Source organism: Enterovirga sp. (genome assembly GCF_035325185.1).
Taxonomy (GTDB): Bacteria; Pseudomonadota; Alphaproteobacteria; order Rhizobiales; family Beijerinckiaceae; genus Enterovirga.
On the sequence record NZ_DAOLAJ010000020.1, the window covers coordinates 17357 to 39577 of the forward strand.

Genomic DNA, 22221 nt, shown 5'->3' on the forward strand with positions numbered 1-22221 from the left:
CCCGACCCCGGCTCCCTCATGCGTCCGCGCGGATGGCCGCCGTCGACGGATGGATCGCGCATGCCCCGAACGCCCCCGGAACGACCCTGATATCAGCTTCCGGACAAAATGCCATTGACATGCCGAAATTTCCAGCCTTAACATTTGCTGGAAATGTCACAGACATTTCAGGGAGGGCGGCGGACTACCGTCATGTTCGAATCGTTGCCTGAACGGCAGGCTGCCTGCTTGGGTGCCTCTGCACATATGTAAAATGGAGTATTTCAGTCGAATTTTGGAAATATGTCAGGCATGTGGAGCATCTGATCCGCCATGAAGAAAAATTACGACGTCAATCGCTTCTTCGACTACCTCGGCTATTATCCGACAAACTATACGCCGACCTGCCCGGGCATGCGGACATTGTCCGTCTTCCTGAAGGGCGATCGTGCGCAGCTCGAAGCAATGCTCGAGCCGACGCCGTTCCTTCTGGCAGACGATCGCTTCATGGTCACGATCGCCGATTTCAGGAATCAATCGCACTTCTCGTTCTTCGACGCGGCGGTGCTGCTTCCGGTGCGCTTCGGCGATGTCGAGGGAAGCACATATTATTTCGAATACGAAGACAGTCACGAGACCGTGGCGTCCGGCCGCGAGAAGTGGGGCTATCCCAAGCGCTACGCCAGAATAACGCTCGAGGATGACGGACAGCGCGCCAGGGGCGACGTCACCCTCTACGACGAAACCATGTTCCGCATTGCGGTCGAGTTCGACGACGCGACGAACAACGCTGCGTGGAGCGACTACCGGATTTTCCCCCATCTCCAGATCCGTGCGGTGTCGGAGATCTACGGCCCGTCCTTCTCCAGCTTCGATATCGTCTCGCGCGACACGAGCAGGGATTATCGGCCGATCAGCAAGACGTTCGGAAGGGCTTCGGTCGAACTCGGTCCGTCCATCGCCGTCAATGGCCGCCGGTTGCAGGTTCTCGATGTGCTCGGCGGTGAATATGCCGTGGGAGACTTCGCATCGACCCGCGAGAACGGCCGGGCGAACGTCGTCGGCTCGCTGGTTTGACCGGCGGGCGCAAGATCACCACCAGTGAATATCGAGCAAGGAGCGCTCATGTCACAACAGCTTCTCGGGACCATTCCGCATTACAGTCCATTGTTCAAGCCGTTGCCGCGGCTCTACGCCAAGTTCGAGAAGATCAGCGTCATCTGCCGTGCGCCGAAGGAGGCCGTGCGGCGCGTGCTGCCGGCTCCCTTCCGCTACGTGTCGGACGTGATCGAGGTCTTCGTCTACAAATGCCCGGAAGTGCACGATCTCGCCGTGCCGGAAGCGCCGACCCGCAGCTATCTCGAAAGCGGCATCGTGCTCCAGGCCGGGATCGACGACGTGACAGGCGGCCATGTCGCCTATGAATATGTGACCACCGACGATGCGCTGGCGCCGGGCCGCGAGATTTTCGGCTATCCAAAGAAGCTCGCGGACGTGGACTGGGTGGTCGACGGGCCGGCTGTGACGTCCCGGACGGTGCGGCGCGATCAGACGCTGATCGACATCGCCTTCACGGAGGCGCCTGTCTCCTTCGAGAAGCCCGTGCTTCAGCCGCGCCTCCAGATCAAGCGGATCCCGCGAGCCGACGGGATGGGCTACGACGCGCATCAGGTCGTGCTCAATACGCTCGGAAAATGGGATCTCTTCGAGACGAGGACGGGCACGGCGAAGGTGACCCTCGGCGGGACCCGGGCCATGGACCCGCTGTTCGAGCTGGGACCGCTCGAGGTCCTCGGAGCCGAGAAGATCCGGGCCGAATTCGAGCTGACCTATGCCCGGATCTACAAGGATCTGGGCCCGTCCGACTAGAGCCGTTCCACCTCAGGCGGAATCGTCTTTCTACTTTGTTTGGTTGCATCTTTGCTGGCGGTCTTCCGGTTCTTCGCGGGAACCGTCTTTCGCGCAATCGCCGGAATCCGCGATCCTGCGCTGGCGCGGATCGACAGTCGCAAGGGAATGCCATCATCGGCGAAACACACAGCTCCACAGGGGAAAAAGTCGTGAAGAATGCTTTGTCCAGCTTCGTCCGGACGGGAATATCCGTCCTGGCCGCCACCGGCGCCCTCGCCGTCGTCCTGGGCTCCTCCGCCAAGGCCGCGGAAGGCGTCGATCCCGCCCTGAAGGCCAAGGTGCCGGAGGCGTATCGCAACGGGCTGATCGGGGTCTACGACCCCCAGTATCCGCCGACCTATTATATCGACGACAGCGGCAAGATGGTCGGATTGTCCATCGACTTCCAGAGGATCATCGCCGCCAAGCTGGGCATTCCCTCGCAGGAGGAGCAGGCCAAGTTCGCTGCGATCATTCCGGGCATTCTCGGCGGCCGCTACCACACCTCCTTCTTCCATGACACGAAGGAGCGCCGCGAGAAAATGGACTTCATCGACTTCCATCGCACCGGCGCGGTGGTCATGGTGGCGAAGGGCAATCCGCAGAAGCTCGACCTCAACGACCTGTGCGGGCACAAGGTCGGCGTGGCTTCGGGAGCCCAGCAGCATCTCGAATTGATGCCCAAGCTCCAGGAGGCCTGCAAGAGCCAGGGCCGGCCCGCCATCGAGATGTTTGCCTTCTCCGGGCTGAACGAGGGGGCGCTGGCCGTGAAGTCCGGGCGCATCGAGGCCTGGCTCGGCGACGCACCGTCCGTCGCCTACGTCATCAAGCAGACCAAGGGCACCTTCGAGAAGACGCCGACCGCCGTCCTCTCGGGTCTGTCCGGCTTCGCCTTCAAGAAGGGCGATCCGATGGCGCTCCTCGTCCGCGACGCGCTCGCCGCGATGCTCAAGGACGGCACCTACCAGCGGGTTCTCGACGAATGGCAGATGTCCGACGTCGGGGTCGACAAGCCCATGCTCAACGGGGAATGAATGACCTCCGGCGCAGAAGAGCGTGACTCCGCGGTCAAGGCCGGCGGCACGCGAAGAGAAAACTGGAAGATCATCCATCGGCCGCATTACGGCCGATGGAGCGTCGACGCGGCGCTCGTCCTGTTCGTGGTCGGCCTGGCGTGGATCAGCATCACCAATCCCAACTTCCAGTGGGACGTGGTGCTGAAATACCTCTTCCATCCGGCGATCCTGTCAGGATTGTCGGTCACCGTCCGGCTGACCGTCATCACGATGGTTCTGGGCGTCCTGCTGGGCATCGTCTTCGCCATGCTCATGCTCTCCAGGGACCGGTTCCTGTCGGGCTTTGCGGCCGCCTATATCTGGCTCTTCCGCGGGACGCCGCTGCTGGTGCAGCTCATCTTCTGGTTCAATATCTCCGCGCTCTATCCGCAGATCAGCTTCGGGATTCCGGGCGGGCCCTATCTGTTTTCCTTCTCCGGCAACGCGATCACGCCCTTCATGGCGGCGGTTCTCGGCCTCTCGCTTCACGAGGGAGCCTACATGGCGGAGATCGTCCGCGGCGGCGTGCTCGCGGTCGGGCGAGGCCAGAGCCTGGCGGCGGTGGCCTTGGGCATGACGCCGCTTCAGGCGTTCAGGCGCATCACGCTGCCGCAAGCCCTGCGCATCATCGTGCCGGCGAGCGGGAACCAGGTGATCCTGATGCTGAAGACCACCTCGCTCGTCAGCGTCATCGCGCTGCCTGAACTGCTTTATTCGGCGCAGACCATCTACGCGCGGACCTTCGAGGTCGTTCCGCTGCTGATCGTCGTCAGCCTCTGGTATCTGCTCATCTGCAGTCTGCTCTCGATCGTCCAATATTTCCTCGAGCGCCGCCTCGGGAAAGGATTCTAGAATGTCTTCAAGCGAAGCGGATGCCGGCTCGCGTCAAGAGAACGCAGTCCGCTCCACGCCACGATGGGATTGATCGGGTCATGGTGAAATCGGAAGAGCCGATGGTTCTTGCCGAAGGCGTCACGAAGGCCTTCGGCTCGCTGCAGGTCCTCAAGGGCGTCGACCTGGAGGTTGCCAGGGGGCAGGTCGTCTGCCTGATCGGGCCGTCGGGCTCCGGCAAGTCGACCTTCCTGCGTTGCATCAACCATCTCGAATCGATCGATGCCGGCTGGCTGTCGGTCGACGGCGAACTGGTCGGCTATCGGCAGGAGGGGCACAACCTGATCGAGCTGCGCGAGCGCGAAGCCGCCTCGCGTCGGGCTCAGATCGGCATGGTCTTCCAGCACTTCAACCTGTTCGCGCACAAGACGGCGCTCAGGAATGTGATGGAGGGGCCGGTCGCCGTCCGCCGCATGAGCAAGGCGAAGGCACGCTCGCTCGCCGAGTCGCTCCTGGAGCGCGTCGGCTTGAAGGAGAAGGCGGATTTCTATCCCAGCCAGCTTTCCGGCGGCCAGCAGCAGCGCGTCGCCATCGCGCGCGCAATGGCGATGGAGCCGAAGCTGCTGCTTTTCGACGAACCGACATCGGCTCTCGATCCGGAACTGGTTGGCGAGGTGCTCGAAGTCATGCGCGACCTTGCGCGCGGCGGCATGACGATGGTCGTCGTGACCCACGAAATGGGCTTCGCACGCGATGTCGCCGACAAGATCGTCTTCATGGACGGGGGCGTCGTCGTCGAGGCCGGCATGCCGGCCGAGGTGCTCGGGGCTCCGAAAAGCCCGAGGGTGCGTGAATTCCTCTCCAATGTGACCTGATGCACGCGTGAACACCACGCCTTGCTCATGACGGACCTTCGGAATCGCCATCGAGGAGAACCAAGCCGATTCGCAGACTCGCAAGGAGTCACGATCAGCGCGTCCTGGTATGCCGACCTTCGGAGTGCGTGACTCATCGCACGCTGGCATCTGTGCTGGTGGTTCCGCCCAACATCACACTGCTGCCCCTGCCGCCGAACTGCTCGGAGGGATTGAGGGGGGGAAGCGCCGGTTCTGCCGATCTCCGTTCGCCGAACACGGATGCGGGAAGCTGCGCAAGGGATTGCGCCAGGAGAGCGCCGTCGCGGGCGGACCAGCTTCCGTCCGGGCCGAACAGCGCGCGATCCAGCTTCCCGTGGAGCGCCCGGATGCGCGGGTCCATCCCGACCGCCTCCCGAGCCGCCGCCGGGAGCCGTTGCAGCCAGATGCCGAGGGCCGAACAGGTCGCGGCGGCGTCCCCGCCCGGCGCGGTCTCCATCAGAACCTTGCGGGCGAAGGCGGCCGAGGCGCGACGACGGTCCCGCCGGCGATGCAGGATGGCCGCGAGGCGCGGCCGGGTGGCGAACAGCGCGAGCAGAACGACAAGACCCGCCAGGGCGATCGTGATCCAGCGGCCTCCCGAGGCGGCCGGCCCGCGTCTCGCGGCGTCGGAGGCCGCGACCGTGATCGTCGCTCCGGCGAGCGGCTCGGAGCGCGCCTGCTTCCGGGCGGTGTCCCACCAGGGCTGGGACAGGCCCGGCAGGGCATAGGTGCCCGGCCTCTCGAAGACATAGGTCACCTTGTCGGTGCGAGTGCCTTCGACCTCGCCGCGATTGACCTTGTCGTCGATCTCGGGCGGATCGACGTAGACGCGCACGCCGTCCGGCGCGGTGAAACGGAACTCGGCCATGCCGAGCGCGGGCACGCCGGCCGCCCGGCGCCGGATGATGCGCGTGATCGCCCCGCCGGCCTTGAAGCTCGCGGAGGCGGGATCGGGCGACCAGCTCTCGCCGGCCTCCACCCTGGCGGCGGCGAGGACCGGGCCGGACGGATCGATCCCCGGCGGCACGGTTGCGGTGAAGCGCATCGGCTGGCCCTGCGCCGAGCCTACGGGCTCTCCGGCGCGGTCGAGCAGCGTCACCTTCGCGGCCGGCACCTCGATGTCTCCTCCCCGGCGCGGGAAGACGACGAATTCGAAGGACTGGCCGACATGATCCTGGCCGCCGATCGTCTCGCGGATCGTCGTCGCCTGGCTTTCGAACCGCATGACCTGGGCGCCCGGCACGTCGCCCAGCGCGACCCGCGGCGGCCTCGGCATCTCGCCGGGAAACAGCACCTCGACATCGAGCCGCACGGTCTGGCCGATGACGATGCCGTCGGCGGGATGAAGCGTGGTCCGCACAAGCGGCGCAGGGCTCTGCGCCCAGGCGGCGCTGGATAGGACGAGGAGGACGAGGACGCAGAGGAAGCGCATCATGGCTGCGCCTCCGCACCGCCCGCCTGGAGCTGGCGGGAGAACCTGATCCGCAGGAAATCGGCGGGCTTCGTCTGAACCCGCTTCAGCCAGAGCGCCCGAACCGCCTCGTCGGACATGGGAGCGCCGCCCTGCTCGACGGTGGTCTCCTCCCCGCCCTTCTTCGTCTTGTCGAACACGACCTCGTCGGGCTTGGATTCGGTGTCGTCGGTGACGCCGCCCTCGGCTTTCTTGCGCTCGCCGCGAATGCGCGCGATCTCGCGATTGACGGCCGCATCCTGCCAGCCGGGACGCAGGGCGAGCGCGCGGTCGTAGCGCTTCACGGCGTCGTCATATTGGCCGAGCATGACGAAGGCGTTGCCCTGGTTATAGGCCGCTTCCGCGCTGTCCAGGCTGGCGAAAGCCTGGGCCGCGCCCTTGAAATCGCCGGCGCGGAACGAGGCCGCCCCGCGCCAGAGCGGGTTGCGGAAAGCCTCGGCCGCTGCCGCCGGCTTGCCGCGCTCGAGCAGGAGGCGCCCGCGCTGGTCCGGGGTGAGGAACAGGTTTTGCCAGCCGACGCGCTGGCCCGCGGCAAGAAGCGCCACAATCGCCGCCGCGGCGACGAGCGCGAAGGGAGCCCAGGCAGGATGTCTTGCGCGGCTCACGTCAGCACCCATCCGCGGCGGAACCAGAGCAGCGCCAGGAGCGCCAGAAGGGGCGTCAGCCAATATCCCGCCTCCTGCCAGCGTTGTCCCTCCCCCTCCACATCGCCCGTGCGCCCGACCCGGTCGAGCCGCCGGGCGATGGCGGCGACATCGGACTGGTCCGGGGTGGTTGCGACGAGGGTGGCTCCGAGCGACCGGGCCGCTTCCGACAGCGCCGGCGTGTCGAGATGGGGGGGCAGCAGCGAGAGAAGGGTGACGTCGACCCCGGACATCTTGCCGAGCCGCGGGATCTGGTCGCCTGCGACGGTATCGGCCATGACGAGGATCGAGCCGCCGTGTCCGTTCCCGGCGAGGACCCGCCGGGCCATGGCCAGGGCTCCGGCGAGATCGTCGCCCTCCTTCGGCATGATCGCGGGCGAGAGCGCCTTGGCGAGGTCGAGGACGACCTTGGCGTCCGGCGTCGGCGGCAGGACGAGATGCGAGGAGCCGGCATAGGCGATCAGCCCGGCCGAGGCCCCCTCCCGCAGCGCCAGCAGGTCCGCGAGCTTCTGCCGTGCCCGGTCCAGCCGCGTCGGCGCGAGATCCCCTGTCATCATCGACGGCGTGACCTTCAGGACGACGACGACCGGCGGCTTGGAATCGGCGAAGGGCGACGGCACGCGCTGCCAGGCGGGCCCCGCGACCGCCACGATGCCGAGGGCCCAGGCCGCCATCAGCAGCAGGTTCGGCGTCACGCGCGCGGCCGGGCCGTTGCTCACCAGCAGGTATTTCAGCAAGTCGGGATCGATGACCCGCCGCCAATGCGAGGCCGGATCGGCGATCCGGTGGCCGAGCAGCGTCAGCAGCACAGCGGGGACGAGGGCGAGCAGCCAGAGCGGGCGCTCGAAATGAAAGGCGGACAGGCTCTCCGTCATGGTGCCCCCCGCGCGGCTGCGAGGCCGGAGGGCATCCGGATCCGGCGCCGCAGAAGCAGGAAGGCCCGCATCAGAAGAGAGAGCGTGAGGACGGCCGCGAGCGGGACCCAGTAGACGTCCCGCTTGGGCCGGAAGGTCACGGTGTCGATCTTGCGCGTCTCGATCTCGTCCAGCCGCCGGTAGATGCCTTCGAGCTGCTCCCGGTCGAGCGCCCGGTAGAACCCGCCGCCCGTCGCCTGCGCGACCTGCTTCAGCGCCTCCTCGTCGAGCTTATCCTCGCCCGCCGCCGTCGGGTCCCCGACCGCGACCGTGTGGATGACGATGCCGCGATCCTTGGCAATGCCGGCGGCTTCGGCGGGAGGAACCTTGCTCGCCGTGTCGTTGCCGTCGGTCAGGGCGATGATGGTCTTGGCCTTCACCGTGCTCTTGTCGAACAGGCCGAGGCCGAGGCCGATGGCATCGCCGAAGGCGGTGCGCGGCCCGGCCATGCCGACGACAATGTCCTGCAGCATCGCGCGCGCGAGGTCGAGATCGGTGGTGAAGGGCACGAGCGCGAAGGGCGCGTCCCCGAAGACGACGACGCCAACCCGGTCGCCCTTGCGGCGCGACAGGAAATCGCCCAGCACCTGCTTGACCGCGCTCAGCCGGTCGACCGTCTTGCCCGAGGCGTCGACGAAGTCCTTCGTGTCCATCGAGCCGGACAGGTCGACGAGCAGCAGGAGGTCCCGCGTCGGCTGGTCCCGGTGCAGCGGCGGCTCGATCCATTGCGGCCGCGCCAGGGCCGCCAGCGCGAGGAGCCAGCACAGGACGAGCACGGCCAGGGGAAGACGCTGGCGGGGGGCGACCACGCCTCCGTGGCGCGGCGTCTCGCCGCTCAAAGCGACGAGGCGGTCGAAGAAGGGCACCCGCAGGCCGGTGCGCCGGCTCGGATAGGCCGGGAGCAGCCACCGGACGGCCAGGGGCAGCGGGGCGAGCAATGCGATCCAGGGATAGGCGAAGGCGAGCATCGTCACGCCTCCCCGGCGGCCGGCACGCGATGAGCGCGGACCCAGCCCGACGCCTGCGCGGCGAGAAAACGGCGCTCGGCCGGAGAGGGCATCCGCGGAGCGATGCAACTCGTCGCCAGGAACCTGCGGAGTGCCATCGTGTCGGCGCCCGAGGCGGTCTCCGCCACGAAATCGAGCCACACCTTGCCGGTCAGGGAGGCGACGCGCTCGCGGCCATATTCCACCATCGCGACGCGCTTCATCACCGCCGACAGGCGCCCGGCCATGTCGGGGCCGCCCGCGGCGGCGATCTCGCCGAGTTCCGCGATCGCGGCCCGGCGATAGGCCATGGCGTGGTAATGCCGCCTCGCCCGCCACAGGACGATTCCGAGCACGGCGAGGCCGGCCGCAACGACGATCCAGGTGCCCGCGGCAGGCGGCCAGAAGGAGATCGGGGCCGGCAGCGCGAGATCGCGCAGATGGGCGAGATCGCCCGGATCGCCGCTCATCGCCGCTCTCCGCCCTGGACGGCCGCGGCGCGCCGGTCGAGCCGCTTGCCGATGAGTTCGCGCAGCTGCGTCGCGACATCGCGATCGGTCGCGATCGGCAGGACCGGGATCTCGCGGCGGCGGGAGAGATCGGCGAGCCCGGCCCGCCACGCGGCATGCTCGGCCGCAAAGCGGCGGCGCAGGTCCCGCGCCGAGGAATCGACCTCGATCTGGCCGGCTCCCGAGGCGAAGACCGCCTGCCCGACATCCGGCAGGTCGTGCTCGAGCGGGTCGTGGACATAGATCGACAGGACGTCGTTATGGGCGCAGAGGCGCGTGACGAGCCTCGCCGTGTCCTCGCCGGCGCCGGCCGCGTCCGAGATCAGGCAGACGAGCCAGTCATGGGTGGCGCTGCGAGCCGCGCGCCGCAGCGCCTCGTCGAGCTGCCCCGGCGCGCCGTCGCCGGGCGCCCCGAGAAGCCTGTTCTGACGCACCACCTCCGACAGCACGCGGATGGCGCCCGCGTCGCGGCCCTGCGGCTTGATCTCGACGATCCGCTCATCCCCGAAGACGACCGCGCCGATCCGGTCGCCGAGCGAGGTGACGCGCCAGGCGGCGAGCGCCGCCGCCTCGGCCGCGGCAACCGACTTCATGCAGTGCCGGCTGCCGAAGAACATGCTGCTGCGCTGGTCGACTAGAAGAAGGACCGGCCGGTCGCGCTCCTCGGAATAGACGCGCACATGCGGCGAGCCGAGGCGGGCCGTCGCCCGCCAGTCGATCGAGCGTGTGTCGTCGCCTTCGAAATAGTACCGCAGCTCCTCGAAATTGAGGCCGCGCCCCCGCAGGCGCGAGGCGTGGCGGCCGATGAGAAGGCTGTGGACCGGCTGCCGGGGCAGGAAGCTGAACCCCTTTGCCCGATGCTTCAGCCGCAGCAATTCGTCCAGCGAGACGAAGGCGCGGGCGGACGGCGCGGCCCTCCGCTCCCCCGTGCCGGCCCGCTCGCGCATCGCCGCCATCGCCCGCCCTCACACGGCCACCGCGACCTGCCGGACGATCTCGTCCAGCACGCCGTCGGCGCTCACCCCGTCGGCTCCCGCCTCGTAGCTGAGCGACAGGCGGTGGCGCAGGCAATCATGCACCACCGCCTGGACATCCTCGGGCGTGACATAGTCGCGCCCCGCGAGCCACGCATGGACGCGGGAGCAGCGGTCGAGGGCGAGGGAGCCGCGCGGGCTCGCGCCCACCGCGATCCAGGTCTTCAGCTTGTCGCCGAATTCGGCCGGCCGGCGCGTCGCGGCGATGAGCGCGACGATATAGGTCTCGACGACATCCTTGCTCGACACCCGGTCGATCTCGCGCCGCGCGTCGAAGATCATCTGCTGCGCAATCTTCGCGGGCGCGGGCGAAGCCGGCCCTGAGGACGCGCCGGTCTCCCCGCGGACGAGCCGCATCACCTTCACCTCGTCCGCGTCGGAGGGATAGTCGATCCGCACATGCATCAGGAAGCGGTCCATCTGCGCCTCCGGCAGCGGATAGGTTCCCTCCTGCTCGATCGGGTTCTGGGTCGCGAGCACCATGAACAGGCCCGGCAGGTCGTAGCTCTTGCCGGCCACGGTGACACGGCGCTCCTCCATGGCCTCGAGCAGCGCCGATTGCACCTTGGCGGGAGCCCGGTTGATCTCGTCGGCGAGGATGAGGTTGCCGAAGATCGGCCCCTTCCTGAACTCGAACTGCCCGTCGCCGCGCAGGATCTCCCCGCCCGTCACGTCCGAGGGGAGAAGGTCGGGCGTGAACTGGATGCGGCTGAACTCCGATTCCAAGTTCCTCGATAGGCTCTTGATGGCCCGCGTCTTGGCGAGGCCCGGCAGACCCTCCAGCAAGACGTTGCCGTTGGCGAGGAGCGCGATCACGAGCCGCTCGACGACCCGCTCCTGGCCGATGATGTCCCGGTTGATCCGCGCCTCGAGATCGGCGATCGCCCGGCGTGCCGCCGATCCCGTGGCTTCGCTCATCGATTGTCCTTCCATCAGGCACCCCGGACCACGCAGCGGAAGCCGACATGGCTCGTCGAGGTATCGATCGGCTCGGCATGGCGCGCCGCCGGCCGGTAGCGCTTGCAATAGTTCGGCGCGCACAGATGCGAGCCGCCCTTGAGGACCTTGCGCGGGATGCGGATCGCCGGCTGGCGCGGATCGTAGCTGTCCGCCTCCGGGCCGCCGCGCGGGTTCTGCGGCACGCAGCAGGCTTTCGGCGCATCGGCCGGGTGGCGGGTGGACCAGAAGTCGGAGGTCCATTCCCAGACATTGCCGATCATGTCGTGGAGCCCGTAGCCGTTCGGAGGAAAGGCCCGAACCGGCGAGGTGCGGGCATAGCCGTCCGCCTCGGTGTTCTCGTGCGGGAAATTGCCCTGCCAGGTATTGGCCATGTGCCGCCCGCCCGGCGTCAGTTCGTCGCCCCAGGCGAATTCGGCCTCGTCGAGGCCCCCGCGCGCGGCGAATTCCCATTCCGCCTCGGTCGGCAGGCTCTTGCCCGCCCAGGCCGCATAGGCTTCGGCGTCCCGATAGGCCACATGCACCACGGGATGATCGTCGAGCCCCTTGATCGAGGAGCCGGGGCCATAGGGCTTGCGCCACGTCGCTCCGAACCGGAACGTCCACCATTGCGACCAGTTCCGCAGGTCCACGGGATAGGGCGGCGGATCGAAGACCAGCGAGCCCGCCCGCAGCATGTGCGGCAAGGCGCCGGGATAGTCCTTCGGATCGGGAGGGATCTCGGCGAAGGTGACGTGGCCCGTCGCCCGGACGAAGGCCCGGAACTGGGCGTTGGTGACGGGCGTCTCGTCCATCAGGAAGCCGTCCACCTCCACGCGATGGCTCGGCGCCTCCTCGGAATAGTGATGGTCCGACCCCATGCGGAAGGTCCCGCCGGGAATGCGGATCATCCCATCCTGCGCCGCGGACCTGTCGAGCAACGCTTGTCCAGCCATGTCAGGAACCCTCCGCTCCCTTTCGGCGCCGATGGGCCGCCACCGCGGCCCATTTTGCACCGATCCTGTTCAGGGCGGGAACCCTTGGCGTGTCAGACGGAGATGATCCCGCCGCCCGTGAGGCGGCGGGATGGGGAGGATGCTATTTCGCCGCCCCTGGCGCCTTGTCGAGCGAACTCATGAGGGCCGCGACCATCTGATCGATGCTGAAGCTCGCCGGGCGCTGGCTCGGCGGATACTCCTTGAAGGTGTTCAGGAACGGAGCGACCTTCCAGACGCCGTATTGGAACAGATAGGCGTTCTTCGTGGTCCAGTCGTAATACTGGTCGGAGACCGAATCGGCCCGCTCCATCGGGTCCATGCGCAGGTTGAAGATTTTCGGAGCCCTCAGGCAGGTGAAGGGATTGGCCCAGACCTGGAAGCCCCCGGGCTGGCGCTGCTCGCAGAACACGACCTTCCAATCGTCGTAGCGATACGCGACCAGCTCGCCGTCGTCGTTGAAGTAGATGAACTCGTTGCGGGCCGATTTCGGCTGCTGGCCGGTCAGGTAGGGAAGCTGGTTGTAGCCGTCCAGATGCACCTTCGCCTGCTTGTTGCCGAGGCTCGTGCCGCCGAGGAGGCGCTCCTTGACCGTCGTGTCGCCGGCGGCGGCGAGGAGAGTCGGGAACCAGTCGAGGCCGGAGATCATCTCGTTGGAGACCTCCCCGGCCTTGATCTTGCCGGGCCAGCGGATGATCGCGGGCACGCGGAAGGCGCCCTCCCAGTTGGTGTTCTTCTCGCTGCGGAACTGGGTCGTCGCGGCATCGGGCCAGGAGAACTGGTTCGGCCCGTTATCGGTGGTGTAGATGACGATCGTGTTGTCGGCCACGCCGAGATCGTCGAGCGTCTTCAGGAGCTTGCCGACATCCTCGTCGTGCTCCAGCATGCCGTCGGCATAGTCGTTCCCCGGCATGCCGCTTCGCCCCTTCATCGAATCGCGGACATGCGTGAAGAGATGCATGCGGGTGGTGTTCATCCAGGTGAAGAACGGCTTCTTGGCCTTCACCTGGCGCTGCATGAAGTCGATCGCCGCGCCCGTCGTCTCGTCGTCGATCGTCTCCATCCGCTTCTTGGTCAGCGGGCCCGTATCCTCGATCTTGCCGTCCGCCGAGGACTTGATGACGCCGCGCGGAGAATTCTGCTTGACGAATTCGGCGTCCTGCTTGGGATAATAGGGCCTTTCGGGCTCTTCCTCGGCGTTGAGGTGATAGAGGTTGCCGAAGAACTCGTCGAAGCCGTGCTTCGTCGGCAGGTATTCGTCGCGGTCGCCGAGATGGTTCTTGCCGAACTGCCCGGTCGCGTAGCCGAGGGGCTTGAGAGCCTCCGCGATGGTCACGTCACGGTCCTGCAACCCCACGGTCGCGCCGGGGATGCCGACCTTGCACAGACCCGTCCGCAGGCAGACCTGCCCGGTGATGAAGGTCGCCCGGCCCGCCGTGCAGCTGTTCTCCGCGTAATAGTCGGTGAACATCATGCCTTCATTGGCGATCCGGTCGATATTGGGCGTCCTGTAGCCGACCACGCCCCGTCCATAGGCGCTGACATTGGTCTGGCCGATATCGTCGCCGAAGATCACGAGGATGTTCGGCTTCGTCGCGGGCGCCGTCTGGGCCTGCACCGCCTTGGTGGAGACGCCCAGCGATAGCGCCAGGGCCGCCGCCGCAAGAATCCTGCGCGTTTTCAAAGCATGTCTCCCTGTTATTATCTGAGCCGAATACGCGATACAACGTCACGTCGAGTTGGAATACTAGAGCCGTTCCGCTTCGAGTGGAAGCGGCTTTCTTCTTTTATCCCGTTACATTTTCGCTGACGCGATCCTCGGGTTCTTCACCTGTGCCGGGGCCGCCTCACGCGAAAATGCTCCAGCGCCTCCATGAGCAAGGAAATTGTTGCACGATCTTCGGCGATGCTTCAATGGCGGTTGAGGGGTTGGCTCTTGCGCATGATCACCGGCTCGAGGGGAACACCGTCTTCCAGTCCGCCTTCATGTCGACGATCGTCCACCCCCTGGTCCTCCCCTCGTCGAGCTGGCCGAAGCTGGAGTTGCGATCGTAAGCCCATTCGCGCTCGGCATCCGTGTGGTGGAGGATGAGGGCGAGCCGGGGCCCCGCGCCCGCGGCGGCATATTGCAGCATCTGCAGGTCGCCGTCGGAATTGCCGAAGGCCAGTATCGGGCGCCGGCCGATGAAGCGGTTGATGCCCACGGGCTTGCCTGCCCCGTCGTTGACGAACTCGACCTTCGGCTCCTTGAACAGATCGGGCTTTCCGACCCTCTAACCGATCGCCGGATCGATGCCGCCGACCGTGAGCCCGGCAGTCCGCCGACACATCGAGGTCGAGCGAGGGCATGGTTTCAGAGCGGCAAGCTGAAGGCGCCCCTGCCACCAAGCATCGCCGCGAGCAGCAACGAGACCGGGCACCGCACGACCTTCAGTTTTCTCAAATCGGCCTCCCGCGACGATCGACGGAGAATATATGAGCGATTTCCGGGTCGATCTGTGCAGATCCTGCCAAATTCCATCGCCCCATGAATTATTTTGAATGCTTGGAAGCCGGTGGTTTTGCTGGCAAAATGCGCTTTCTTTCCCATGCTGGGACAAATACCCGTCTGTCGAGGAACAAGGTCGAATGGGCAATCGGCATTCCGCCGAGGTGCCACGGGCACCCATGAGCACCCCGCCGCCGACGGCGCCGCTCCTGAGTCGCATCTCTCAGCTCGAAGACCTCCACAATGCCGTGCTGGGCGCGGGTCTCACTGCCACCCAGCTGTCGCGCGCGCCCGTCACGGGCTCCATTATCCTGTCCAGCCATAAGGGCCTTGCCCTCAGCTCGGCCAGCATCGGGGGGCGCATCGCCCTCGCGGGAGTATTGTCGAAAGATCTGGTCACCTTCGGTCTTGGCGTCCATCTGAAACCGGGCAGCCGCCAATGGCTGAGGGAAGTTCAGACGGGGGAAGTCGCGGCTTTCCTGCCGGGCGACGATCATGACGCTCTCTATGCCCCGGGTTCCCTCTATGCGACGGTGGGCGTTTCGCCGGAACGGATCGAGGAGCGCGCTGCCCAGCTCGACATCGTGCTGAACTCTTCCGCGCTGGGGACCGGCGTCCATGCCCGGCCGCTATCGCACGAGTTGCTGACGCAATTCCAGCGGGAATACATGCGGCTTCACACGGATCCATCGGTCCGCGCCTCCCATTTCAACCTGTGCGGACAGCGGCTCCTGGATGCGTTTTTGCTGCATTTCGGATGCCAGTTGCGCGCGCGCCTGGGGCTCTGCGCTCCGGGCAGGCGGGAGCGCGTGGTCGCCCGCGCGTGCCTTCATCCATGAGAGCCTGAGCCAGCCGCTCTCCGTGGAGAGGATCGCCGCGGCCGCCTCGCCCCCGCACCGCACCTTTCAGGAGGTTCTCGACGAGACGCCCTATTCCTACGTCCTCAAGCTGAGGCTCCACCGGATCCGCCACGTCCTCGTCTCGGACGCCGAACTCTCCTGCACAATTGCCTCTATCGCAAATTTGTGGGGCATCACCGAACTCGGACGCTTCGCCGGTCATTACCAGGAGCTTTTCGGGGAACTCCCCTCCGAAACCCGCATGCGGTGCCGGAGGCTGCTGCAATCGACTGATACATATACCTGATGCCAGATTTCGACGCGGATTTCAGCGTCGGCGCATGCCGGCTGCATCATGCTCCGATGCCAGTTGCGATCGCCGGCTTCCGACGCATCGCAACCGGGAGCGCCCTCATTCGAGCCTTGACGGCAATTCGCCCGGCAGGGCCTACACGGGGCGCAAAGGGTGGCGGTAGCCGCAGTCTCAACCGAGACGACTATCCCGGAGGCGTCGGGGCTGCATCTCCTGCCGCTGGCTCGCTTCACCCAAACCTCAAGGCCAGCTCGATCGCAACGTAGGCCTCAAAACCAATGGGCCTCCGGACATCCCGGAGCGGTTCAATCCACACTAGACAGCAGCGGGGGCCTTGGGCTTGCCCCGTGGCTTGCTTGCAACGCCCGCCTATCGAATTGCGATCCAGGCACCTCGGCGATTGACGGCTTCCAAGGTTAACGGATTGTAAGAAACGACGGTTCCCTTCGGGGATTGAATGGGAACGCGGTGAGGGCTCGCCCGAATCCGCGGCTGCCCCCGCAACTGTGAGCGGTGAGCCTCTCGCCACGATGCCACTGGGTCCTCGGCCCGGGAAGGCGGCGGGAGGCGGCGACCCGCGAGCCAGGAGACCTGCCGTCAGCCGTGGTCACGCGCGAGCACGATCGGGCGGGGTGTCCCGATCGTAGGCGAACCGGCTGCTCAGGCAGCCGGGGCTTCGTTCGCGGTGACGTACCACCGTTCGTCCGAGGCCCATCGTGATATTCCCTCAATCATCGAGCCGGGGCGCTGCGCTCGGCGCCGTGTCGCTCGCCGCCTTGCTCGCCCACGCGGCCGGTCCGGCCGAGGCGCAGCAGGGAGAACTGCCCCCCGTCGTGGTTCAACAGCCGCGGACGACGCTGAAGACACGGCGGGTTGAAGCGCAGGCGCCGCGAAGCGCGGCCGCGCCCTCACGCGCCTCCCGTCCGGCGCGCCGCGGCGCGCCCGGCCTCTCCTCAAGTTCGGCCGCGAGCGCGCCGCCCTCCCCCACTCCGGCGGCCGCCGCAGCACCGGTCCCGGCTCCCGGGGAGCGGGGCTACACGGCGTCCCCGACCGGCCTGAACCTCGGAACGCCGTCCCGCACCGGAAGCCGGCTCGGCCTCACCCCGTTCCAGACGCCGGCCGCGGTCGAGATCATTCCAGGCCAGAAGATCCAGGAGCGCGGCCAGAACACGATCCAGGAGGCGATCACCCAGAACGCCACGGGCATCACGAATATCGGCTCGCCCGGGAACGGCTTCCAGGCCTATACCTCGCGCGGCTTCTCAGGGGTCGGCTCGATCATGACCCTCTATGACGGCACGCGCACCTATATCGGCTCGGGCACGCTGACCTTCCCCTTCGACACCTGGAACGTCGACCGGATCGAGGTGCTGCGCGGGCCGGCCTCCGTCCTCTACGGCGAGGGCTCCATCGGCGGCGCGATCAACATCGTGCCGAAGAAGCCGACTTTCGTCTCCGTCAACGAGATGCGGGCGGCCTACGGCTCAGACGGCACGAAGCGTCTCGCGCTCGACAGCGGCGGGGCGATCAGCCAGGATGTCGCCTACCGGCTGAACATCAGCGGCAACCAGGCCGACGGCTGGCTCAAGCCGAACGGCGGGTTCAGGAACCTCGCCGTTTCCGGTGCGCTGCTCTGGCAGGTGAACCCGGACTTCTCCCTCACCCTCTCGCACGATTACGGCTACAACGAGCCTCTGGCCTATTTCGGCTCGCCGCTCGTGAACGGGCGGGTGCCGAGGAACCTGCGCAAGACGAACTTCAACGTCTCCGACAATATCGTCGCCTTCAGCGACAACATCACTCAGCTCAAGGCCGAGTGGAGCATCACGCCGGACATCACCTTGCGCAACACCGCCTATCGCCTGACCTCGGACAGGCACTGGCGGGACACGGAGACCTACGCCTACCAGCCGCTGACGGGGCTGCTCCGGCGCTCGGACTACATCGAGATCTATCATACGCAGGAGCAGATCGGGAACCGCTTCGACGCCACCTGGAAGAGCGATGTCTTCGACATGAAGAACACCTTCCTCATCGGCTTCGACGTCAACCACATCGACTTCAAGAACACCAGCAATTCGCCCTATCTCGGAACGAGCTACGTCAATCCCTATTTCTTCGATCCGGGAACGTTCATCCATGCATCCCCGACGCTGCCGAGCTTGATGACGACGACCAACCAAGCCTCGGTCTTCGCCGAGAACCGCATCGAGCTGACGGACCAGTTCGCCATCATCGGGGGCCTGCGCTACGAGGCGCCCCAGATGCGGCGCAGGGATCCCCGCAACCCGGCCAACAGCTTCGAGACCGATTTCGAGGCCCTGACCTGGCGCGCCGGCGCGGTCTACAACCCGCTCCCGGAGACGGCGCTGTTTGTGCAATACGCGACAGGCGTCGATCCGATCGGCAACCTCATCTCGCTTTCGATGGCCCAGAAGGACCTGCGCCTCACGACCGGGCAGCAGGTCGAGGGCGGCGTCAAGCAGAAGCTGTTCGGCGATTTCCTCGAATTCACGCTGGCGGGCTACCACATCCAGAAGGACAACCTGCAAACGGTGCTGCCGGACAATCCGACGCTCTCGGTCCAGGTGGGGCAGCAATCCTCGACGGGGTTCGAGGCTTTCGCCTCGATGAAGCTGCTGGAGACGCTGCGCCTCGAGGGCAACCTCGCCCTGCTCAAGGCGCAATATGACGACTTCTCGCAGACGGTCGCCGGCCGCGTCGTGTCCTACAGGGGCAATCGGCCCGTGGACGTGCCGAACGAGGTCGCCAATCTCTGGGTCTCCTGGGCCTTCTGGCCACGCTGGGAAGCGCGGGTCGGCGTGCAATATGTCGGCGCGACCTTCAGCGACGCCGCCAACACGCTCAAGCGTCCCGCCTACACGATCCTCAATGCCAGCCTCGACTACCGCGTGACCGACAATTCCAAGCTCAGCATCCGCGGCTACAACCTCACGGACGAGGTCTATGCCGTGCGCGGCAGCTCGAACACCTGGGTTCTCGGCCGCCCGCGCTCGGTCGAGGTCGCCTGCGCGATCACGTTCTGATGGGGCGCCTGACGGGTGCGTACGCGATGCCGGCCGTCGTGATCGAGGGCCTCGCCTGCCACTATGGCGAGACCGAGGTGCTGCGCGGCATCGACCTCGCCGTGGGCGCGGGCGAGTTCGTCGGCATCCTCGGGCCGAACGGCTGCGGAAAGACGACGCTGCTGCGCACCGTGGCGGGGCTGCACGCCCCGGCGGCGGGGCGCGTCCTGGTCATAGGCGAGGATGTGCGGAGCCTCGCCCCCGCCACCCTGGCCCGTCGTCTCGCCATGCAGGCCCAGGACACTCCCAACGTGCTCGGCTATCGCGTCCGCGACGTCGTCGGCCTCGGGCGCCTTGCCCATCGGACCAGCCTCTTCGCGGGCCGCGAGCGGGACGACGAGAGCGTCGTGGCGAAAAGCCTCGCCGCTCTCGACATCGCGAACCTGTCCGAGCGCGCCGTCGAGACCTTGTCCGGCGGCGAGCGCCAGCGCGTGACGATCGCCCGGGCCCTGGCGCAGGAGCCGCGGGTTCTGCTCCTCGACGAGCCCACCAATCATCTCGACATCCGCCACCGTTTCGCGGTGATGGAGCGGGTGCGCGGGCTCGCCGTCACGGTGATCGCGACATTGCACGACATCGAATTCGCGGCCCGCATCTGCGACCGCCTGATCGTCCTCGGCGGAGGCCGCATCGCGGCGGACGGGCCGCCCGAAAAGGCCCTGACGCCGGACGTCGTCGCCGGCGTCTGGAACCTCCGCGCCGAAATCGATCACCATCCCGTGACAGGACAGATGCGCATCGACCTTCAGCCGCTTCGGGAATCGTCCCGTGCATAGAGGCGCAATTTGGCTGGGCGCTTTCGCCCTCGCTTTCGCGTTTCGGCCCGCCATCGCCCAGACCTATCCGGTCGAGATCCGCAGTTGCGCCGATCCCGTCACCTTCGACGGTCCCCCGCGGCGGGCGCTCGTGAACGACACCAACATGGTGCAGACGATCCTGGACCTCGGCCTCGCGGACAGGGTCGTGGGCGTCTCCGGCATCAAGGGCGTCGAGCGCCATCTCGTCGGCAGGCCCGAGGACATCGCCCGCCTGCCGCAATTCGTCGATCGCTATCCCTCGCTCGAGGCGATCCTGGGCCAGAATCCCGATTTCATGTTCGCGGGCTGGAACTACGGCTTTCGGAACACGACCGGGGTGACGCCGGAGGCGCTCGCCGCGTTCGGCGTCAAGAGCTACGTGCTGCGCGAGAGCTGCATCCGCATCGGCCAGCGCGAGCCGATCTCGATGGAAACGCTTTACGCGGACATCTCGGCGCTCGGAGCCATCTTCGGCATCCGCGAGCGCGCGGAGGCCATGATCGCGTCGCTGAAGGCCCGCGTCGCGGCGGTCGAGGAGCGGCTTCGCGACGTATCCGTCCGTCCCCGCGTGATGTATTGCGACGATTGCTACCGGGCGACCCCGCCTCTCTCGGTCGGGCGCGAGGGCATGACGGCGCTCCTCATGCGCCTCGCCGGCGGCCAAAACATCTTCGACGACATCGCCGACAGCTATGTTTGGGTGAGTTGGGAAGAGGTCGCCCGGCGGGACCCGCAATGGATCATCGTCAACGACCACCGCATTCCGGTCGAGCAGACCATCGCGCATCTGACGAGCGATCCCGAGCTTTCCCATGTCGAGGCGATCCGCAAGCGCCGGTTCATTCCCCTGACCTATGCCGAGCAGACCCCTTCGACCCGCAGCGTCGACGGGCTGGAAAAGTTCGCGCGCGCCCTTCATCCGGAACGGTTTGCCGGCGGGAGCGCGCAGTGAGGGCGGCCCGATTGTCGAGGGGCGGCCTGTGGCTGCTCTGCTGCGGGCTGCTTGCGCTTCTCGCCGCCTCGGGCGTCGCGGCATTCGGGTTCGGGGCGGCCCGCATCCCCGTCTCGCACGTCTTCGCCATCGTGGCCGACGCACTTGGCCTCGGAAGCGGGACGCGGAACTGGACTCCGGCGGAGCGCAACATCGTCATGGAATTGCGTGTCCCCCGCGTCCTTCTGGGGGCCGCCGCGGGAGCGGGCCTCGCCGCCGTCGGCGCCGTGCTGCAGGTCCTGACCCGCAATCCGCTGGCCGACCCCTATCTCTTCGGCGTCTCGGCCGGGGCGGGCCTGGGGGCGGTGGTCGTCATCCTCTATGCCGGGAGCCTCGCGGGGCCGCTGACGCTGCCGGGCGCGGCCTTCCTCGGGGCTCTCCTGGCCATGGCGCTCGTCTTCGCGGCGGCGCGCGGACGGCAGGGAGCGCCGACCAGCGAGCGCCTGATCCTGACCGGCGTGGCCGTCGCCTTCGTGCTGCATGCGGCCACGAATTTCCTGATCACGACCTCGCTCGACCGGGGCGCCGACGCGGTGATGTTCTGGATGATGGGCGGGCTCGGCGCCGCCAGATGGTCGAGCGTTCCGGTCCCGCTCGCCCTGAGCTGCGCCGGGATCGTCTGGCTCATGCTGCGCGCCGCCTCCGTCAACGCCCTCGCCTTCGGGGACGATACGGCCCGGACCCTCGGGATCGATCCCGTCCGCCTTCGCGCCGAGATGTTCGTGGTCACGGCGCTGATGACCGGGGCGATCGTCGCGATGAGCGGCGGCATCGGCTTCGTGGGATTGGTGATGCCGCATATCGTGCGGCTGCTGGCCGGCGGCGACCTGAGGCGCCTCCTGCCCCTCTCCGGGCTTTTCGGGGCGCTCTTCCTGGTCTGGATCGACGTTCTCGCCCGCAGCGCCTTCGCGCCGCGCGAGATTCCCCTCGGCGTGGTGACGGCAGCGATCGGGGGCGCCTTCTTCCTTTGGCTGATGCGCAGGAGACGGGAACCGTGAACGGGGACTCGGAATCGGGAGCGGTCGTGCTCTATGGCCGCGCTTCCTTCGACAGGACGCAGGCACTCGCCGCCATCGCGGCGCGGCTCGGGCCCAGGCTCGGCGAGGCAGCGCTCGACCTGGCCCAGGCGGCCGCCGCCTGTCTGGCGGGGCCTTCGTCGGACGTCACGGAGACGCCGCCGAGCCTCGGCAAGCCGGGATGGTCGAAAATCCCGGAACACGGCCGGCAATTGTTCTTCTGCGTCGGCGCCCGCTGCCTGCATCGGTCGGCGGAGCCCCTCTGGCAGCACCTGCGCGCGCGAATGAAGGAGCACCGCTCGCTGGCCGCCGGCCCCCACCGTGTGATGTGCGCGCGGACGAGTTGCCTCTATCCTTGCAATCTCGGACCGCTGATGACGGTGCACCCGGAAGGCGTCTGGTATGGCGCGCTCGACCGTGCGGCGCTCGATCGGATCGTCGACGAGCACTTGCTGGGGGACGAGCCCGTCGAGGATCACATCGTTCACGTCACGCAGCCGCCATCGCCGTAGGGGCCTGCGCCCGACACAACCGAACGGCGCCTGACAGCC

21 protein-coding genes, 1 pseudogene and 1 riboswitch are annotated in these 22221 nt (G+C 67.0%); of the genes and pseudogenes, 12 read left to right on the forward strand and 10 right to left on the reverse strand.

Annotated elements, in window-relative coordinates; genetic code table 11:
- Positions 1-312 precede the first annotated feature (312 nt).
- From PKD06_RS06205 to PKD06_RS06225, 5 genes are all read left to right on the forward strand, one after another.
- The gene (locus PKD06_RS06205) at positions 313-1056 is read left to right on the forward strand and encodes an acetoacetate decarboxylase family protein (protein WP_324378661.1); all 744 of its coding nucleotides are present in this window, start codon (positions 313-315) and stop codon (positions 1054-1056) included.
- Between the two features lie 48 nt (positions 1057-1104).
- A complete protein-coding gene (locus PKD06_RS06210) occupies positions 1105-1848 on the forward strand; it encodes an acetoacetate decarboxylase family protein (RefSeq protein ID WP_324378663.1) in 744 nt (247 codons plus the stop codon).
- A gap of 191 nt (positions 1849-2039) precedes the next feature.
- Positions 2040-2903 (forward strand): ABC transporter substrate-binding protein, encoded by an 864-nt coding sequence (locus PKD06_RS06215; RefSeq protein ID WP_324378665.1) that lies wholly within the window; start codon positions 2040-2042, stop codon positions 2901-2903.
- Entirely contained in the window at positions 2904-3776 is an 873-nt protein-coding gene (locus PKD06_RS06220; RefSeq protein ID WP_324378667.1) for an amino acid ABC transporter permease, read from the forward strand.
- Positions 3777-3877: 101 nt separating this feature from the next.
- Positions 3878-4630, forward strand: a complete 753-nt coding sequence (locus tag PKD06_RS06225) for an amino acid ABC transporter ATP-binding protein (protein ID WP_324378669.1) — start codon at positions 3878-3880, stop codon at positions 4628-4630.
- 133 nt (positions 4631-4763) lie between these two features.
- Here PKD06_RS06225 and PKD06_RS06230 read toward each other — a convergent pair whose 3' ends face one another.
- The 10 genes and pseudogenes from PKD06_RS06230 to PKD06_RS06275 all read right to left on the reverse strand — a co-directional run.
- Entirely contained in the window at positions 4764-6086 is a 1323-nt protein-coding gene (locus PKD06_RS06230) for a hypothetical protein (RefSeq protein WP_324378671.1), read from the reverse strand.
- Positions 6083-6727: a tetratricopeptide repeat protein gene (locus PKD06_RS06235; protein WP_324378673.1), complete on the reverse strand. Its 645-nt coding sequence runs from the start codon at positions 6725-6727 to the stop codon at positions 6083-6085. Before PKD06_RS06235 ends, PKD06_RS06230 begins: the two co-directional genes overlap by 4 nt.
- Positions 6724-7641, reverse strand: coding sequence for a VWA domain-containing protein (locus PKD06_RS06240; RefSeq protein WP_324378675.1), 918 nt, complete (start codon positions 7639-7641; stop codon positions 6724-6726). The genes PKD06_RS06235 and PKD06_RS06240 overlap by 4 nt, the downstream gene beginning before the upstream one ends.
- Positions 7638-8648, reverse strand: a complete 1011-nt coding sequence (locus tag PKD06_RS06245) for a VWA domain-containing protein (RefSeq protein WP_324378677.1) — start codon at positions 8646-8648, stop codon at positions 7638-7640. Before PKD06_RS06245 ends, PKD06_RS06240 begins: the two co-directional genes overlap by 4 nt.
- A gap of 2 nt (positions 8649-8650) precedes the next feature.
- Positions 8651-9136, reverse strand: a complete 486-nt coding sequence (locus PKD06_RS06250) for a DUF4381 domain-containing protein (RefSeq protein WP_324378679.1) — start codon at positions 9134-9136, stop codon at positions 8651-8653.
- Positions 9133-10131 (reverse strand): DUF58 domain-containing protein, encoded by a 999-nt coding sequence (locus PKD06_RS06255; protein ID WP_324378681.1) that lies wholly within the window; start codon positions 10129-10131, stop codon positions 9133-9135. Before PKD06_RS06255 ends, PKD06_RS06250 begins: the two co-directional genes overlap by 4 nt.
- Before the next feature lie 9 nt (positions 10132-10140).
- Positions 10141-11127, reverse strand: coding sequence for a MoxR family ATPase (locus PKD06_RS06260; RefSeq protein ID WP_324378683.1), 987 nt, complete (start codon positions 11125-11127; stop codon positions 10141-10143).
- 14 nt (positions 11128-11141) lie between these two features.
- Positions 11142-12101: a formylglycine-generating enzyme family protein gene (locus PKD06_RS06265; RefSeq protein WP_324378685.1), complete on the reverse strand. Its 960-nt coding sequence runs from the start codon at positions 12099-12101 to the stop codon at positions 11142-11144.
- A gap of 142 nt (positions 12102-12243) precedes the next feature.
- Positions 12244-13791, reverse strand: a complete 1548-nt coding sequence (locus PKD06_RS06270; protein WP_324378722.1) for an arylsulfatase — start codon at positions 13789-13791, stop codon at positions 12244-12246.
- 295 nt (positions 13792-14086) lie between these two features.
- Positions 14087-14407 (reverse strand): annotated as a pseudogene (locus PKD06_RS06275) (haloacid dehalogenase-like hydrolase); the annotation flags it as partial.
- 400 nt (positions 14408-14807) lie between these two features.
- On the opposite strand from PKD06_RS06275, the gene PKD06_RS06280 reads away from it, so the two are divergent.
- From PKD06_RS06280 to PKD06_RS06310, 7 genes are all read left to right on the forward strand, one after another.
- Complete coding sequence (locus tag PKD06_RS06280) at positions 14808-15467, forward strand: hypothetical protein (RefSeq protein ID WP_324378687.1); 660 nt, start codon at positions 14808-14810, stop codon at positions 15465-15467.
- Positions 15468-15489: 22 nt separating this feature from the next.
- Complete coding sequence (locus PKD06_RS06285; RefSeq protein ID WP_324378689.1) at positions 15490-15774, forward strand: helix-turn-helix domain-containing protein; 285 nt, start codon at positions 15490-15492, stop codon at positions 15772-15774.
- 426 nt (positions 15775-16200) lie between these two features.
- A riboswitch (cobalamin riboswitch) is annotated at positions 16201-16394 on the forward strand.
- A 102-nt stretch (positions 16395-16496) separates the two neighbouring features.
- On the forward strand, positions 16497-18827 hold the full coding sequence (locus tag PKD06_RS06290) for a TonB-dependent siderophore receptor (RefSeq protein ID WP_324378691.1): 2331 nt from the start codon (positions 16497-16499) through the stop codon (positions 18825-18827).
- A gap of 26 nt (positions 18828-18853) precedes the next feature.
- Positions 18854-19642 (forward strand): ABC transporter ATP-binding protein, encoded by a 789-nt coding sequence (locus tag PKD06_RS06295; RefSeq protein ID WP_324378693.1) that lies wholly within the window; start codon positions 18854-18856, stop codon positions 19640-19642.
- Positions 19635-20615 (forward strand): ABC transporter substrate-binding protein, encoded by a 981-nt coding sequence (locus tag PKD06_RS06300; protein ID WP_324378695.1) that lies wholly within the window; start codon positions 19635-19637, stop codon positions 20613-20615. The genes PKD06_RS06295 and PKD06_RS06300 overlap by 8 nt, the downstream gene beginning before the upstream one ends.
- Positions 20612-21652: an iron ABC transporter permease gene (locus PKD06_RS06305; RefSeq protein ID WP_324378697.1), complete on the forward strand. Its 1041-nt coding sequence runs from the start codon at positions 20612-20614 to the stop codon at positions 21650-21652. Before PKD06_RS06300 ends, PKD06_RS06305 begins: the two co-directional genes overlap by 4 nt.
- Entirely contained in the window at positions 21649-22182 is a 534-nt protein-coding gene (locus PKD06_RS06310) for a (2Fe-2S) ferredoxin domain-containing protein (protein ID WP_324378700.1), read from the forward strand. The genes PKD06_RS06305 and PKD06_RS06310 overlap by 4 nt, the downstream gene beginning before the upstream one ends.
- Positions 22183-22221: the final 39 nt, after the last annotated feature.